This window comes from Acinetobacter sp. YH12098 (genome assembly GCF_013419235.1).
In the GTDB taxonomy this organism is placed as follows: domain Bacteria; phylum Pseudomonadota; class Gammaproteobacteria; order Pseudomonadales; family Moraxellaceae; genus Acinetobacter; species Acinetobacter amyesii.
This window is the reverse complement of sequence record NZ_VPAO01000030.1, coordinates 1-17,360: the sequence shown is the minus strand read 5'-3', so window position 1 is coordinate 17,360 and position 17,360 is coordinate 1. Positions and strand designations below refer to the sequence as shown.

Annotated in this window: 12 protein-coding genes; 11 read left to right on the top strand and 1 reads right to left on the bottom strand. The window is 41.7% G+C overall.

The genetic code is table 11. The features are described 5' to 3' along the window. The first annotated feature begins 3 nt into the window (after nucleotides 1-3). Both FTU38_RS11090 and FTU38_RS11085 read left to right on the top strand, forming a co-directional pair. Nucleotides 4-870, top strand: a complete 867-nt coding sequence (locus FTU38_RS11090) for an SDR family NAD(P)-dependent oxidoreductase (RefSeq protein ID WP_180111186.1) — start codon at nucleotides 4-6, stop codon at nucleotides 868-870. Continuing rightward, nucleotides 867-2,507: a flavin-containing monooxygenase gene (locus FTU38_RS11085; protein ID WP_373684003.1), complete on the top strand. Its 1,641-nt coding sequence runs from the start codon at nucleotides 867-869 to the stop codon at nucleotides 2,505-2,507. The genes FTU38_RS11090 and FTU38_RS11085 overlap by 4 nt, the downstream gene beginning before the upstream one ends. 334 nt (nucleotides 2,508-2,841) lie before the next feature. Here the strand turns inward: FTU38_RS11085 and gltA are convergent, their stop codons facing one another. Next, on the bottom strand, nucleotides 2,842-4,119 hold the full coding sequence (gene gltA / locus FTU38_RS11080) for a citrate synthase (RefSeq protein ID WP_078189909.1): 1,278 nt from the start codon (nucleotides 4,117-4,119) through the stop codon (nucleotides 2,842-2,844). A 1,027-nt stretch (nucleotides 4,120-5,146) separates the two neighbouring features. On the opposite strand from gltA, the gene sdhC reads away from it, so the two are divergent. The 9 genes from sdhC to sucD all read left to right on the top strand — a co-directional run bounded on the left by sdhC (nucleotide 5,147) and on the right by sucD (nucleotide 17,137). Beyond that, complete coding sequence (sdhC, locus tag FTU38_RS11075) at nucleotides 5,147-5,545, top strand: succinate dehydrogenase, cytochrome b556 subunit (protein WP_078192993.1); 399 nt, start codon at nucleotides 5,147-5,149, stop codon at nucleotides 5,543-5,545. After that, on the top strand, nucleotides 5,545-5,910 hold the full coding sequence (gene sdhD / locus FTU38_RS11070; RefSeq protein WP_078189907.1) for a succinate dehydrogenase, hydrophobic membrane anchor protein: 366 nt from the start codon (nucleotides 5,545-5,547) through the stop codon (nucleotides 5,908-5,910). The genes sdhC and sdhD overlap by 1 nt, the downstream gene beginning before the upstream one ends. Nucleotides 5,911-5,922: 12 nt before the next feature. Beyond that, nucleotides 5,923-7,821: a succinate dehydrogenase flavoprotein subunit gene (sdhA, locus tag FTU38_RS11065; protein ID WP_180007470.1), complete on the top strand. Its 1,899-nt coding sequence runs from the start codon at nucleotides 5,923-5,925 to the stop codon at nucleotides 7,819-7,821. A 14-nt stretch (nucleotides 7,822-7,835) separates the two neighbouring features. Continuing rightward, the gene (locus tag FTU38_RS11060; RefSeq protein ID WP_078189905.1) at nucleotides 7,836-8,543 is read left to right on the top strand and encodes a succinate dehydrogenase iron-sulfur subunit; all 708 of its coding nucleotides are present in this window, start codon (nucleotides 7,836-7,838) and stop codon (nucleotides 8,541-8,543) included. A 795-nt stretch (nucleotides 8,544-9,338) separates the two neighbouring features. After that, on the top strand, nucleotides 9,339-12,161 hold the full coding sequence (locus FTU38_RS11055) for a 2-oxoglutarate dehydrogenase E1 component (protein ID WP_180111217.1): 2,823 nt from the start codon (nucleotides 9,339-9,341) through the stop codon (nucleotides 12,159-12,161). A gap of 16 nt (nucleotides 12,162-12,177) precedes the next feature. Further along, nucleotides 12,178-13,395 (top strand): 2-oxoglutarate dehydrogenase complex dihydrolipoyllysine-residue succinyltransferase, encoded by a 1,218-nt coding sequence (gene odhB / locus FTU38_RS11050; protein WP_180111185.1) that lies wholly within the window; start codon nucleotides 12,178-12,180, stop codon nucleotides 13,393-13,395. 60 nt (nucleotides 13,396-13,455) lie between these two features. After that, complete coding sequence (gene lpdA / locus FTU38_RS11045; RefSeq protein WP_180111184.1) at nucleotides 13,456-14,886, top strand: dihydrolipoyl dehydrogenase; 1,431 nt, start codon at nucleotides 13,456-13,458, stop codon at nucleotides 14,884-14,886. Nucleotides 14,887-15,066: 180 nt separating this feature from the next. Then, a complete protein-coding gene (gene sucC, locus FTU38_RS11040; RefSeq protein WP_078192988.1) occupies nucleotides 15,067-16,233 on the top strand; it encodes an ADP-forming succinate--CoA ligase subunit beta in 1,167 nt (388 codons plus the stop codon). A gap of 13 nt (nucleotides 16,234-16,246) precedes the next feature. Beyond that, on the top strand, nucleotides 16,247-17,137 hold the full coding sequence (gene sucD / locus FTU38_RS11035; RefSeq protein WP_180111183.1) for a succinate--CoA ligase subunit alpha: 891 nt from the start codon (nucleotides 16,247-16,249) through the stop codon (nucleotides 17,135-17,137). The last annotated feature ends 223 nt before the right edge of the window (nucleotides 17,138-17,360 follow it).

Below are 17,360 nucleotides of genomic sequence, written 5' to 3'. Positions count from 1 at the left end.
ACCATGGGTCTATTTGGAAAAAAGAACAAGCCAAGTGAAAATGCCTATGCAGTGGTCACCGGTGCAGGCAGTGGTATTGGGCGAAGTTTCGCTTTGGAGTTGGCACGTCGTGGCGGAACAGTGGTCTGTGCAGATATTCATTTAGATGCAGCGCAAGAAACAGTGGATCAAATTCAATCCATGACCTCATCAAATGCTTATGCAGTGCAGTGTGATGTAGGTAAGGCTGAAGAAGTTAAAGCACTGTCAGAGCAAGCTGAGCAGTTGATGGGACATGCTGTGACCTTAGTGATCAACAATGCAGGCGTCGGGCTGGGTGGTAAATTTGATGAGCTGAGTTTAGACGACTGGCAGTGGTGTATGCATGTCAATTTGTGGGGTGTAGTGCATGGCTGTCATTATTTTGTACCTAAGCTGAAACAAAATAAGCAGGGCGGCGCGATTATTAATGTTGCTTCTGCTGCGGCATATACTGCTGCACCAGAAATGACAGCATATAACGTGACGAAGTCGAGTGTGTTGGCATTGTCTGAAACTTTATCGGCTGAGCTGCGATCGGCAAATATCCGTGTGAATGTGCTGTGCCCAACCTTGGTGCCAACCAATATTATGAAAAATGGTCGCTTGCCCAATCGATATTCAGGCTTAGCTGATCAATTGCTGATGAATCATGCATTTACGACGAGTCATGATGTGGTCAATTTGACATTGAATAATTTAGATGCAGGGAAGTTGTATACCATTCCACAACCTGATGCCAAATTATTTTGGTGGTTAAAGCGTTTATCCCCGCAAACCTATACCCGCTTATTGGGGGTGGGTTATCCCTTATTTAACAACTATATTAAAAAGTCGGGAGCAAAAGCATGAACATGCCGACACAATTACATGACGAAGATGTAAAAGCATTAGATCAAGAGAAAACTCAAATTAAAAAGGCAACAACGCAAACTAATGCTCGTCGTCCTGCATCGTCTTCTGCCAAAGCTAAAAAAGCAGTACAAGACCAAGCAGAGTCAGAGCCTAGCCTAGAAAAACCAAGCGTAGAAAATCAAGTGCGTGTCTACGATACCATTGTGATTGGTGCGGGGATATCAGGTTTAGCTGCTGCTCATCAAATGAATGAACGGGGTTATACCGATTATGTGGTTTTAGAAAAAGCCAATCGCGTGGGAGGAACATGGCGCGACAACACCTATCCAGGTTGTGGATGTGATGTTCCTTCGGCGTTGTATTCTTTTTCATTTGCGCCGAGTCATAAATGGAGTCATTTATTTGCCAAGCAACCTGAGATTCTGAACTACTTAGAGGATGTGGCAGAGCAGCATGGGCTTTATCGTAACATTCAGTTCAATTGTGAATTGATTGCAGCGGAATGGAATGAGGAATTAAAGCAATGGCAATTGGAGACGAGCAAAGGTAAGTATGCCGCGAGAACGGTAATTTTTTCAACTGGGCCGATTACTGAACCTCAAATTCCAAAAATTAAAGGTATTGAAAGCTTTGAAGGTGAAATGTTCCATTCTGCGCGATGGAACCATGCCTATGACTTAAAAGATAAACGTATTGCGGTGATTGGTACGGGGGCATCTGCGATTCAGTTTATTCCTCAGATTCAACCTATTGCCAAAAATGTGGTGGTGTTTCAACGTACCGCACCATGGGTATTGCCAAAAGCAGATTTGCCACTGAATGACCGTGCGAAAGGCATCATTACCCGCTTTCCAACAGTACAAGAAACTTGGCGCAAAAGTGTGGCCGGTATATTAAATGGTATTAATTTAGGACTACGTAATCCTTCGCTTTTAGAGCCTGTGAATTATTTGGGTCGTCAGTTGTTAAAAACACAAATTCAAGATGCTGAATTACGTGAAAAAGTTACACCAAACTTTTCTATTGGTTGTAAGCGTCTTTTATTTGCCAATAACTATTATCCTGCTTTGCAGCAAGCCAATGTCGAACTTGTACCACATGGTTTAGTTGAAATAGAAGGTAATACTGTTATTGCTGCGAATGGTGAACGTCATGAAGTCGATGTCATTATTTGGGGCACAGGTTTTGAAGTTTCTCATCCGCCGATTGGGCAACGTGTAAAAAATGCCAAAGGGGAGTTATTGTCAGAACTTTGGAAAAACAGTTCTCCTGAAGCGTTTTTGGGTACCAGTATCGCGCAAGTACCTAATGCCTTCTTGGTGCTTGGGCCAAATATTTTGGTTTATGACTCATTTATTGGGATTGCAGAAGCACAGGTTGGGTATATCGTTGATGCTTTGGTAAAAATGAAACAAGAGAAGATACAACGGCTTGAAATTAAGCCAAATGTATTGGCCTATCACAATGCAAAAGTACAGACGCATTTACAGACTACGGTCTTTAATAGTGGTGGTTGTAAGAGTTATTACTTAGATGCCAATGGGCGCAATTTTGCAGCTTGGCCGTGGTCACTGAAACAGTTAAAGCTGCGTCTTAAACATATGGACTTGGCAGACTATGAGACGGTTGCTTAGAAAATATTGTTTATTAAAAGTTGCCTAACTCAATAAGCCAAAATAAAGCATCATCAATATTTAAACCTTTTGTTTACAGCCTAATTTCTACGTGGAATTAGGCTTTTTTTATGACGCTATCTGATGAAACAGTGTGAGATTCTCTAGAAAATGGCGATTTTAAATACACTCAGCAATATACACCATACTTTATAGCTTGTGAGGCATCGTTTTATCTAATGATTGAGTTGGAAAATTCAGTCAGATGGGTATGTTCAATAGCGCAAAATTATTCTAGTTGCATAAAAAAACCGCCCCAAAGGGACGGTTTTTAGATTCGCACAATTCTTTCGAATTAACGACCTTGGATATCGCGTTGAGTTTCGCCAGTGTAAAGCTGACGAGGACGACCGATTTTGTAAGGTGCGCTATGCATTTCTAACCAGTGGCTGATCCAACCAACAGTACGTGCAAGAGCGAAGATTACGGTAAACATTTCTGTTGGGATACCAATCGCTTTAAGGATGATACCTGAGTAGAAGTCTACGTTAGGGTATAGGTTACGTTTGATGAAGTATTCGTCAGAAAGCGCAATACGTTCAAGTTCCATAGCCAAAGCAAGTTGTGGATCGTTGATACCAAGTGCAGTTAAGACTTCGTCACAAGTTTCTTTCATTACTTTCGCACGTGGATCGAAGTTTTTGTAAACTCGGTGACCGAAGCCCATAAGTTTAACTTCTTTAGTTTTCACTTTTTCCATGAACGGAGCAACGTTTTCTACAGTGCCGATTTCGTCAAGCATCTTAAGAACAGCTTCGTTCGCGCCGCCGTGAGCAGGTCCCCATAGAGCCGCGATACCCGCAGCGATACATGCGTATGGGTTAGCGCCAGTAGAACCAGCAAGACGTACTGTAGAAGTAGACGCGTTTTGTTCGTGGTCAGCATGAAGCGTGAAGATACGGTCCATTGCTTTAGCAAGAATAGGGTCAACTTTGTAATCACGGTCTGCAGGAGTAGCAAACATCATGTACAAGAAGTTTTCTGCGTAGCTTAAGTCGTTACGTGGGTAAACGAATGGTTGGCCTACTGTGTATTTGTAAGTCCAAGCAGCTAAAGTAGGAACTTTAGCGATTAAGCGAATAGCAGTGATTTCGCGGTGGTCAATGTTTTCAACATCGAAACCGTTGTGATAGAACGCAGAAAGCGCACCAACAACACCACACATGATCGCCATAGGGTGAGCGTCACGACGGAAACCATTGAAGAAACGGCCAACTTGATCGTGAACCATAGTGTGGTTACGAACTTTAGCATCGAATTCTTGTTTTTGTTCAGCAGTAGGAAGCTCGCCGTTCAAAAGAAGGTAGCAAGTTTCTAAGTAGTCTGCTTTAGTAGCAAGCTGGTCGATTGGGTAGCCACGGTGTAGAAGAACACCTTTACCGCCGTCAATGAAAGTGATTTTAGATTCACAAGCAGCCGTTGAGACAAAACCAGGATCAAAAGTAAAGTGACCTGCGGCCAACACATCTTTAACGTCAATTACATCTGGGCCTAGAGTGCCACTGTAAATTGGTAAGTCAATTTCTTTGCCATCAAGCTGTAAAACGGCTTTTTTGCCAGTTGCTTCAGACATTCAATAGATCTCCTGTCCTGGTGAATGTTTTATCTGACTCAGTACTAATCTTTTAATGCGAGAATCAGACAGATCAAAAATTTGCTCTAAGATTAGAGGGAACTGAAATTTTGTCAATTATACTTATGGATATAAATTGAGGATCATTCCTTGAAATGAAGCACAATTCATACGCTTAAAAAATGAGTAAAATCACAGTGCCGACGCAGTATAATAAGTCAATTTGCAGGGGAGGTGCAGATTAAAAAAAGCCTATTGCCTTAATTGTAAGCAATTTTTAATTCTTAAAAACTCTGAAACAAATATGAATTACAAGACCGCTATTTCATTAAATTATTATAATTTTCGTAACTTACATACATCTGTGGCTCTAAATTGCTTTTTTCTTATTCATAATTAAAACGACTTAATCGTACTTAAAAAAAAGTTCGTTTGGTTAAAAAATAGTTAATTAAACGCCTTTAAAGGATCAATAAATGAGCATTTTTGTCATTGGAAAGGTAAAAAATGGCGTTTTATTAAACAGATTTGCTGTTGCTAAGATTTTTATGCACAGACTAAGTACTTATTTCGTTTCATGATCTTTGAATTTTATTATTTGAGAAAATGATGCACATTTATTTTTATGATTATGGCTTGGCGAATGTGCTGGAAGATTTTAAAATGTAGTGGGAAAAGAAAGATTTAGATTTGTTCATCTTTAGTCTAAAAGTTTAAATCGCCATATACACACAAAAACAATAAGTGAAATTTACATTTAACTGATTAAAACCAACAACATAGTATGATTTTCTTAGATAAATAAGGTATTTGTTTTTAGAAAAGTTATTGTTAATGATTCTTATTTAAGGATATTTTGCAAAATTCCTAATTGTCTTCGTTTGTGTTTTGAAAGTTCACGTTTTATAATTCCCTGTCGTTTATAAGATCAGACAGCTGCAGAGTTTATTATATTGTAATGTCTGACTATGCTAGCTTTCCTACGAATTAATTCCAACAAACTCCGGATGGAGTTTTTACTTACAGGATGCCCGCTGTGAAAAGCAACAGACCTGTCAATTTGTCCATGGGTCAAGTTTTAGACGTAAACTTAAAATCCCCTGTGGCTATTGCATCAATTTTACACCGTCTATCAGGTGTTATCGTATTTTTACTCGTACCGGTCCTTCTTTGGATTTTAGACAAATCTTTATCTTCACCTGAAGGTTTTGCGCAAGTTCAGGCTGTATTTGACAGCTTTATTGTGCGTTTTGTCGTATGGGTATTTGTAGCCGGCTTAATTTATCACCTTATCGGTGGTATCAAGCATCTATTTGCAGATCTTGGCGTTGCTGAAGAACTTCAAAGTGGTCGTATCGCAGCTACTATTTCATTGATCTTGTCTGCAATCGGTATTGTTGCAGCATTTGTATGGATTGTTCTCTAATGAAAAGTGCTACAGGTTTAACAGGATCAGGTTCGCGCGATTGGTTTATCCAACGTGTAAGTGCCGTTGTATTGGCTGTTTATACTATTGTTGTGCTGGGCTGGATCCTTTGCAATAGCGGATTCACTTTTGAGCAATGGTATGGCTTTATGATGACAACACCAATGAAGATTTTATCTTTATTGTCTGTCTTATCTCTTGTTGCGCATGCTTGGATTGGTATGTGGCAAGTATTCACTGACTATGTGACTACTCGTCAAATGGGTCCTTCAGCAAACGGTCTGCGTTTAGTGCTGACTTCTGCAGTGATTGTTGCAGTATTTGCATACGCGATCTGGGCGATCCAGATTTTTTGGGCAAATTGATAGGAAAATATCATGGGCGCTATAACCCCTAAAGAAGATTACACAAATATTCCACACCAAACTTTCGATGCAGTCATCGTTGGTGGTGGTGGTTCAGGTATGCGTGCTTCTTACCAACTTGCTCAAGCTGGTTTGAAAGTTGCTGTACTGACTAAAGTATTCCCAACTCGTTCACACACTGTTGCAGCGCAGGGTGGTATTGGTGCATCTCTTGGTAATATGCAAGAAGATAACTGGCACTACCACTTCTACGACACAGTTAAAGGTTCTGACTGGTTAGGTGACCAAGACGCAATTGAGTTCATGACTCGTGAAGCGCCTCAAGTTGTATATGAACTTGAACACCTAGGTATGCCATTTGACCGTAATGCTGACGGTACAATTTACCAACGTCCGTTTGGTGGTCATGCTGCGAACTATGGTGAAAAACCAGTTCCACGTGCATGTGCTGCTGCCGATCGTACAGGTCACGCACTTCTTCACACGCTTTATCAAAGCAACGTGAAAATGGGTACTCAATTCTTCGTTGAATGGATCGCACTTGATTTGATTCGTAATGAAGAGGGTGATGTGCTTGGTGTGACAGCAATTGACCAAGAAACAGGTAAAATTGCAGTATTCCAAGGTAAAGCAACATTGTTCGCTACTGGTGGTGCTGGTCGTGTTTACCGTGCATCTACTAACGCTTATATCAATACTGGTGACGGTCTTGGTATGGCAGCTCGTGCAGGTATTCCATTGCAAGATATGGAATTCTGGCAATTCCACCCAACAGGTGTTGCGGGCGCAGGCGTATTGTTGACAGAAGGTTGTCGTGGTGAAGGTGCGATCCTTCGTAACGATGCTGGTGAGCCGTTCATGGAACGTTATGCTCCGACACTTAAAGACTTGGCACCTCGTGACTTCGTATCACGTTCAATGGACCAAGAAATTAAAGAAGGTCGTGGCTGTGGTCCTAAGAAAGACTACATCTTGCTTGATATGACGCATCTTGGTGCTGAAACAATCATGAAACGTCTTCCATCTGTATTTGAGATTGGTAAGAAATTCGCGAACGTTGACATCACTAAAGAGCCAATTCCTGTAGTACCTACAATCCATTACCAAATGGGTGGTATTCCTACAAATATTCATGGTCAAGTGGTTGTTCCTGTATCTCGTGAAACTGAAGCTTTGGTTGCGAACTACAATAAAGAAACTGGTGTGTACTCACACAATGCGGGTGACCGTGATTTCACTAAACCAGTGAAAGGTTTCTATGCAATTGGTGAATGTTCATGTGTATCTGTACACGGTGCTAACCGTCTAGGTACAAACTCATTGCTTGACTTGGTTGTATTTGGTAAAGCTGCTGGTGAACATATTGTTGACTATGTAACTAAACACCACGGTGATGAATATGCACCGCTTCCTACAACTGTTCTTGAAAAAACTTTGAATCGTGTTCGTCATCTTGATGAATCTACTTCTGGTGAAAATGCTCAAGAAGTTGCAGATGCAATCCGTGACATCGTTCAAGACCACGCTGGTGTATTCCGTACATCTGCACTACTTGAAGAGGGTGTGAAACAGATTCTTGCGATCGAACCACGTGTACGTAACATTCACTTGAAAGACAAATCTAAAGTATTTAACACAGCGCGTGTTGAAGCTCTAGAAGTTGAAAACCTGTATGAAGTTGCGAAAGCGACACTGATTTCTGCGGCTGCACGTAAAGAATGTCGTGGTGCGCATACAGTGGTAGATTTTGAATTACCACCTGATCATGCTGACTACCCATACGGTCGTCGTGATGATGAGTGGATGAAACACACTTTATGGTTCTCTGTAGATAACCGTCTTGAGTACAAACCAGTACGTTACAAGCCTTTATCTGTAGATGCTATTCCGCCTAAACCACGTACATTCTAATTGGGAGAAGTAAGATGAGTAGAGGTACTCGTACATTTAATATCTACCGCTACGATCCTGATAAGGATGCAGCTCCGTACATGCAAACTTTTAAATTAGAGTTGACTGACAAGCACCGTATGTTGCTTGATGCGCTTCTAGCATTAAAAGTACAAGACGAATCATTAACATTCCGTCGTTCATGTCGTGAAGGTATTTGTGGTTCTGATGGTGTAAACATCAATGGTAAAAATGGTTTAGCGTGTCTTTGGAACCTAAACGACTTACCAGAAGTGATTACAATTCGTCCACTTCCAGGTCTTCCAGTTATTAAAGACTTGGTTGTAGATATGAATCAGTTCTACGATCAGTACAATAAAATCCATCCGTTCCTAATCAACAATCAGCCTGCGCCTCCTAAAGAGCGTTTGCAGTCTCCTGAAGAGCGTGAACATTTAGATGGTTTGTACGAATGTATTCTTTGTGCATGTTGTTCAACTTCATGTCCATCATTCTGGTGGAACCCAGACAAGTTCTTGGGTCCTTCAGCATTGTTGAACGCATATCGCTTCATCATTGACTCTCGTGATACAGCAACTCAAGAGCGTTTGGCTCGTCTTGACGACCCATTCTCATTGTTCCGTTGTAAAGGTATCATGAACTGTGTATCTGTATGTCCTAAGGGTCTTAACCCAACTAAAGCAATCGGTCACATCCGTAATATGCTTTTAGATCTTGGTTAATAGATTTAGCAGTAAAAAGAAGCGCACCATTGGGTGCGCTTTTTTTGTCATATATAAAAATGATGGTAGTGAAAGTTATTCGCTGTCATTGCAGAGTGCTATAAATGGATTTCATAGAAACGTAGTGAATTAAAAGTATAAAGTGATAGATAAATGGTTATTTATTGATGAAACGCTCGTTCAAGTCTGTCAAAAGGATTAGAAGATGTTATTATGTAACGTAGTAAAAAGAGAGAGGATAGGAATGTCAGCTCTCTTTTGTTTTTGTATATGAGATGAGGTAAAAATCGAACGTAGACTTTTGTCTTAATTGAAAGATCATTTTATATGTAGCACCATATCATAGATGAAAATACAAACAGTGTATTTCGCTAATTTATGAGAGGTATGTGTCAAAAAAATCAATTGAAAATGCTCGAACGTGTTAGCATCTAAAGTATCACTATATGTAAAAAATGACTTTGAATTGGGTACATTTTTTCTACAATTTAAGCGCTGTAGAAGGTATATAAATGTTAATAAAGTCGCTTTAGAAAAGATAATTGCGAAAAATTTATTTTTTCTAAGATGATTTGCAAAAATTGCCCGATTTATGTCGGGTATTTCTCAATGAGTAATGATGCCGCTGAGGGCGTTATTGTTCATTAATCACATTGGGTAATCCTAATGTAGTGATAACGCCTCAAGGCTTAAGCCTAATGGGGACTAATGTCATATTACCAATTTGACATTACTAATCATGGGTTCGCTTAAAAAGCATCCTGAAATGTTTTGCAATAGGAAATGGGTCCACAAATGCAAGAAGTTGCTGACGCACTGCGTCTTGACACTGAACTTAGCGCTGACAGTGCAGCGTATATTGAAGAACTTTATGAGCAGTATCTAACGGCTCCAGACTCAGTAGAGGCTGATTGGCGTGAATACTTCGATAAATTCCCGAAAGGTGATCAACCACACAGCAATGTACGTGAGCAATTCCTATTATTAGGCCGTAATTCAAGCCGTGTTCAGCCAGTAGTGCAAAGTGCAGTAAGTTCTGAGCATGAACGCCGTCAAATCGGTGTATTACAGTTGATCGCTGCATACCGTAACCGTGGTCATCAAAACGCAAAATTAGATCCACTTGGTCTTGCAAAACGTGAAATCGTGCCTGATCTAGATCTTGCTGCGCATGGTTTAACTCAGTCTGACTTAGATACTGTGTTTAATACAGGTAACCTTGCAATCGGTAAGTCTGAAGCAACACTTGGTGAAATGGTTCAAGCAATGGAAGCAACTTATACTGCTTCAATTGGTGTTGAATACATGCACATTGTTGATACAAAAGAAAAACGTTGGATTCAACAACGCCTTGAAGGTACTCGTGGTCAATTTGGCTACAGTGCAGACCAGAAAAAACACATCCTTGAACGTCTAACTGCAGCTGAAGGCCTAGAAAAATACCTTGGTAACAAATTCGTTGGTGCGAAACGTTTCGGTGTTGAAGGTGGTGAATCTTTCATTCCTATGGTGAATGAACTTATTCAACGCGCAGGTTCAGTAGGCTGTAAAGAAGTGGTTATCGGTATGCCTCACCGTGGCCGTTTAAACCTTCTTGTAAACATCATGGGTAAAAACCCAGCTGATCTATTTGGTGAGTTCGAAGGTAAATCACTTCATAAAAAAGGCTCTGGTGACGTTAAATACCACCAAGGTTTCTCTTCAAACGTAATGACTCCGGGTGGCGAAGTTCACTTGGCATTAGCGTTTAACCCATCACACTTAGAAATTGTTGGACCTGTAGTTGAAGGTTCTGTACGCGCACGTCAAGTACGTCGTAAAGATATCGGTGGTGATGATGTATTACCAATCATCGTTCACGGTGATGCTGCATTTGCAGGTCAAGGTGTAAACCAAGAAACTTTCCAAATGTCACAAACTCGCGGTTATACCGTGGGTGGTACAGTTCATATCGTCGTGAACAACCAAGTTGGTTTCACAACGTCTGACCCACGTGATGCGCGTTCTACAGAATACTGTACTGACATCGCGAAAATGATCCAAGCACCGATCTTCCATGTGAACGGTGATGATCCTGAATCTGTATTATTTGTTTCTCAATTGGCACACGATTTCCGTCATACATTCCGTAAAGACGTTGTAATCGATATGTTCTGCTACCGTCGTCGTGGTCATAACGAAGCCGACGAGCCAGCTGCAACTCAGCCAATGATGTATCAAATCATCAATAAAAAAGCGACTACACGTACGCTTTATGCTGACAAGCTTGTACAAGAAGGTGTTCTTGATCGTGCTTCTGCTGATGCAATGGTTGAACAGTATCGTTCTGACCTTGAAGCAGGTAAACACGTTGCAAATGCGTTGGTACTTGAGCCAAATACAAAAATGTTTGTGGACTGGAAACCTTACCTAGGCCACGAATACACAGACAAATGGGATACCACTTTCCCAATCGAACGTCTAAAAGAGCTTGGTGCGAAAATGCGCGAGCTTCCAGAAGGCTTCGTGATGCAACGTCAGGTTGCTAAAGTGATTGATGACCGTCTGAAAATGCAGACTGGTGAAATGCCATTGAACTGGGGTGCTGCTGAAACATTAGCTTACGCGTCTCTTCTAGATGAAGGTTTCCTTGTTCGTTTAACAGGTGAAGACGTAGGTCGTGGTACATTCTCACACCGTCATGCAAAACTTCATAACCAAGTAGATGGTTCAACTTACATTCCATTATGTAACTTGAAAGAAAACCAACCACGTACAGCTATTTATGACTCATTATTGTCAGAAATGGCGGTTCTTGCATTCGAATACGGTTATGCAACGACTCTTCCGAAGAGCCTTGTCATTTGGGAAGCGCAATTTGGTGACTTCGCAAACTGTGCACAGGTTGTAATCGATCAGTTTATCGCGTCTGGCGAAACTAAGTGGGAACGCGTATGCGGTCTGACTATGCTTCTTCCACATGGCTTTGAAGGTCAAGGTCCTGAGCATTCATCAGCTCGTTTAGAGCGTTTCTTACAGCTATGTGCTGAAGAAAACATGCAAGTGATCACACCGACTACACCAGCGCAGATTTATCATGCGATGCGTCGTCAAGCACTTCGTCCAATCCGTAAACCAATGATCGTCACTTCACCGAAGTCTCTTCTTCGTCACAAACTCGCAACGTCTACATTAGAAGAACTTGCAAATGGTACATTCCAAACTGTGATCGATGAAATCGACAATATCAACAAGTCAGACGTAACTCGTCTAGTGCTTTGTGGTGGTAAGGTTTACTACGACTTACTTGAAAAACGTCGTGAAAAAGAATTGAACAACACAGCAATCGTTCGTATTGAACAATTGTATCCGTATCCAGAAGCACGTCTTGCTGAAGTTCTGGCACAATATCCAAACGTTAAAGAATTGGTTTGGGCTCAAGAAGAACCGAAGAACCAAGGTGCATGGTTATTCATCGCTCCGCGTCTTTATGACGACGTGATGAAAGCGGGCAAACAAGTTCGTATTAGTTATGCAGGTCGTGAAGCTTCTGCTGCACCGGCTTGTGGTTCACCATATTTGCACGCAAAACAACAAGCTCAGCTCGTAAATGATGCTTTAGCTATCGTAGCTGAATAACAGGAGATTCTTAATAATGGCAACCGAAATTAAAGCACCGGTATTCCCAGAGTCAGTTGCTGACGGTACAGTTGCAACTTGGCACAAACAACCAGGTGAAGCAGTATCACGTGACGAAGTGATTTGTGATATTGAAACAGATAAAGTTGTTTTAGAAGTTGTAGCTCCTGCTGACGGTACGATTTCTGCAATCGTTAAAAACGAAGGCGATACAGTTCTTTCTGCTGAAGTGATTGCGACTTTTGAAGAAGGTGCTGCTTCTGGCGCTGCTCAAACTCAAGCTGTTCAATCAGAAGAGAAAGTAGAACAAGCTGCTGCGCAAACTCAAGCGGGCGCTGCTCCTGTTGTTGAACGTGCTCAACCTGTTGCTGATCAAGCTCCTGCAGTGCGTAAAGCATTGACTGAGTCTGGCATTGCTGCTGCTGACGTTGCTGGCACTGGCCGTGGCGGTCGCATCACTAAAGAAGATGTTGCAAACCATCAAGCTAAACCAGCTGCTCCTGCTGCTGCGCCATTAAGCGTTGCTGTTGGTGAACGTATCGAAAAACGTGTTCCTATGACTCGTCTTCGTAAGCGTGTTGCTGAACGTTTACTTGCTGCAACTCAAGAAACTGCAATGTTGACTACGTTCAACGAAGTAAACATGAAACCAATCATGGAAATGCGTGCGCAATACAAAGATGCTTTTGAAAAGCGTCATGGTGCACGTCTTGGCTTCATGTCATTCTTCGTTAAAGCAGCAACTGAAGCACTTAAACGCTATCCAGCGGTAAACGCTTCAATTGATGGCAATGACATCGTTTACCACGGTTTCTACGACATCGGTGTTGCTGTATCAAGCGACCGTGGTCTAGTAGTTCCAGTTCTTCGTGATACTGACCGCATGAACTATGCTGAAGTTGAAAACGGCATTCGTGCATATGCTGCGAAGGCACGTGACGGTAAGCTGGGCATCGAAGACATGACTGGTGGTACATTCACGATCACCAATGGTGGTACTTTTGGTTCATTGCTTTCTACACCAATTCTAAATACGCCACAAACTGCGATTCTGGGTATGCATAAAATCCAGGAACGTCCGATGGCTGTAAATGGTCAAGTAGAAATCTTGCCGATGATGTATCTTGCATTGTCTTATGACCACCGTTTAATCGATGGTAAAGAAGCAGTTGGTTTCCTTGTAACAATCAAAGAATTGTTAGAAGAGCCAGCACGTCTTATCCTTGATCTTTAATTTTTAAGAATATATTTATGGGCTTAGGGCAAAACTCTAGGCCCATTTTTGGAGATGAACATGTCTCAATTCGATTTAGTCGTAATTGGTGGTGGCCCGGGCGGCTACGAAGCAGCAATTCGTGCAGCTCAACTTGGTTACAAAGTTGCGTGTATCGAAAAACGTATTCATAAAGGCAAGCCAGCTTTGGGTGGTACTTGCTTAAACGTGGGTTGTATCCCGTCTAAAGCATTGCTTGATTCTTCACATCGCTATGAAGATACCGTTCAGCATTTAGATGATCATGGTATTACGACCGGTGAAGTTAAATTTGATCTTTCTAAAATGATGAGTCGTAAAGACAAAGTTGTAGATCAGTTGACTGGTGGTGTTGCCCAGTTGCTTAAAGGCAACGGGATTGAATGGTTACAAGGTACGGGTAAATTACTTGCAGGTAAAAAAGTTGAATTCACACCATTTGAAGGTGAAGTTCAAGTTTTAGAGCCTAAATACGTGATTCTTGCGACAGGTTCTGTACCAATTAACATTGCTTCAGCTCCTGTAGATCAAGACTTAATCGTTGATTCTACTGGCGCACTTGAATTCACTGAAGTGCCTAAGCGTTTAGGTGTGATTGGTGCGGGTGTAATCGGTCTTGAGCTAGGTTCAGTATGGCGTCGTCTTGGTGCGGAAGTTGTTGTATTTGAAGCAATGGACGCATTCTTGCCAATGGCTGATAAAGCATTGTCTAAAGAATACCAAAAAATCCTGACTAAACAAGGTATGGATATCCGTATCGGTGCGAAAGTTTCTGGCACTGAAATTAACGGTCGTGAAGTGACAGTTAAATATACCCAAGCTGGTGAAGATAAAACTGAAACTTTCGATAAGTTGATCGTTTGTGTGGGTCGCCGTGCCTATGCTGAAGGTCTACTGGCTGAAGATTCAGGTATCAAGCTGACTGAACGTGGTCTGGTTGAAGTAAATGACTGGTGTGCAACTTCAGTTGAAGGTGTATACGCAATTGGTGATTTGGTACGTGGTCCAATGCTTGCGCATAAAGCCATGGAAGAAGGCGTGATGGCTGTTGAGCGTATTCACGGACATGCTGCACAAGTAAATTATGACACCATTATTTCTGTGATCTACACACACCCAGAAGCGGCGTGGGTTGGTTTAACAGAACAGCAGGCTGTAGAAAAAGGTCACGAAGTAAAAACTGGCCAATTCGGTTTTGCTGTCAATGGTCGTGCTTTGGCTGCGGGTGAAGGTGCTGGTTTTGTGAAGTTTGTTGCTGACGCAAAAACGGATCGTCTATTGGGTATGCATGTGATTGGACCTGCTGCGTCTGATATCGTACACCAAGGCATGATCGCGCTTGAGTTTGTGTCTTCAGTTGAAGATCTTCAGTTAATGACTTTCGGTCACCCGACATTCTCTGAAGTGGTTCATGAAGCTGCGCTTGCAGTCGATGGACGTGCGATTCATGCGATTCAGCGTAAACGTAAATAAGATGTAAAAAGAGCGGCTTAGGCCGCTCTTTTTTGTTTCAGATGGTTGTTTTAATTTGAATAATCATCTAAAAATAAAGATAAGAAATATTTTAAGATTTAAAAAGGTTAAAGCTGCTTTGACGGATGTCTGGGCTTTAATAGGTCATAACAAAGCGAAAAAAGAGTAAAAGGTTGTTCAATGAATCTACACGAATATCAAGCTAAAGCGTTATTAAAAAAATATGGTATGCCAGTTCAAGAAGGCGTATTTGTAACTACCGCAGAAGAAGCAGTCAAAGCTTTTGAGCAACTGGGTGGTAAGTTTGCGGTACTCAAAGCCCAAGTACATGCAGGTGGTCGTGGTAAAGCAGGCGGCGTTAAAGTGGTAAAATCTGCACAAGAAGCCACTGATTATGTGAACCAAATGGTCGGCTCACGCTTAGTCACTTATCAAACAGATGCATTAGGTCAACCCGTCAGCGGTATTTTGGTATCTGAAGATGTTTATCCAGTAGAGCGTGAATTGTACCTAGGTGCTGTAGTTGACCGTTCTAGCCGTCGTGTGACCTTTATGGCATCGACTGAAGGTGGGGTTGAAATTGAGAAAGTTGCAGAAGAAACCCCTGAAAAAATTATTAAAGTTGAAGTAGATCCTCTAGTTGGATTGTTACCATTCCAAGCACGTGAAGTGGCGTTTGCTTTAAACCTAAAAGATGGTCAAGTGAATCAATTTGTCAAAATCATGTCTGCGGCTTATCAAGCATTCATTGAAAATGATTTTGCTTTATTTGAAATTAACCCGTTATCCGTACGTGAAAATGGCGAGATTTTATGTGTGGATGCAAAAATTGGTATCGACTCAAATGCTTTATATCGCTTACCAGAAATCGCAGCACTACGCGATAAAACGCAAGAAAATGAGCGTGAGCTGAAAGCATCAGAATTTGATCTGAACTATGTTGCCTTAGAAGGCAATATTGGCTGTATGGTGAATGGTGCTGGTCTAGCGATGGCAACCATGGACATCATCAAGCTATATGGTGGTCAACCTGCAAACTTCCTAGATGTAGGCGGTGGCGCGACCAAAGAACGCGTAATTGAAGCCTTTAAAATCATTTTGGCGGATAGTTCTGTGCAGGGTGTATTAATTAATATTTTTGGCGGAATTGTACGTTGTGACATGATTGCTGAAGCAATTATTGCAGCGGTTCAAGAAGTAAATGTGACTGTACCTGTGGTTGTTCGTCTAGAAGGGAACAATGCAGAGTTGGGTGCAAAATTACTTGATGAATCAGGTTTGAAATTGATTTCTGCAAATGGCTTGGCTGATGCTGCAGAAAAAATTGTTGCTGCGGTAAAAGGCTAAGGGAGTAGAGATCATGAGCGTATTAGTTAATAAAGACACCAAAGTATTGGTGCAAGGTTTTACCGGTAAAAACGGCACATTCCATTCTGAACAGTCAATTGCTTACGGCACAAAAGTGGTCGGTGGGGTGACTCCGGGTAAAGGCGGCACACAACATTTGAATCTGCCCGTATTTAATACCATGAAAGAAGCAGTGCGTGAAACGGGTGCAACGGCAACCTCGATTTATGTACCTGCACCATTTGTCCTAGATTCAATTATTGAATCGATTGATTCAGGTGTTGAGCTGATTGTGGTGATCACTGAAGGTGTGCCGACACTCGATATGCTAAAAGCTAAACGTTACCTAGAAACCTATGGCAATAACGCACGCTTAATTGGGCCAAACTGTCCAGGGATTATTACCCCAGGTGAATGTAAGATCGGTATTATGCCGGGGCATATTCATCAGCCAGGTAAAATCGGCATTATCTCGCGTTCAGGGACATTAACCTATGAAGCTGTAGCGCAAACTACGAAGTTGGGTCTAGGTCAGTCGACTTGTATCGGTATTGGGGGAGATCCAATTCCGGGCATGAACCAAATTGATTGCTTAAAGCTGTTCCAAGATGACCCTCAAACTGAAGCGATCATCATGATTGGTGAGATTGGTGGTACAGCGGAAGAAGAAGCAGCTGAATATATTCAGTCGAATGTAACAAAGCCTGTTGTCGGTTATATCGCGGGTGTGACTGCACCTAAAGGCAAACGTATGGGACATGCAGGGGCAATCATTTCGGGCGGTAAAGGCACAGCAGAAGAGAAATTCGCTGCCTTTGAAAAAGCTGGTATGGCTTATACCCGTAGTCCTGCTGAATTAGGCTCGACGATGTTTGAAGTGCTGAAAGGCAAAGGTTTGGTTTAATCGCCATACTTAAACATCAAAAGAGAATCTTCGGATTCTCTTTTTTTTTACGCAAAAAAAAAGCGTATTTCAGCCGCTATGCAAAAGCCATAAGGGCATTGTTAGCGGCAGTGTAAAAATGACCCCCTAATGGCATTTAAAAACTGACCCCCTTGGTTAATATAGCGGTCATTTTGGACTGCTCAACATGTTAACTTTGGAGCAAGCAGTGACAATCCAAATA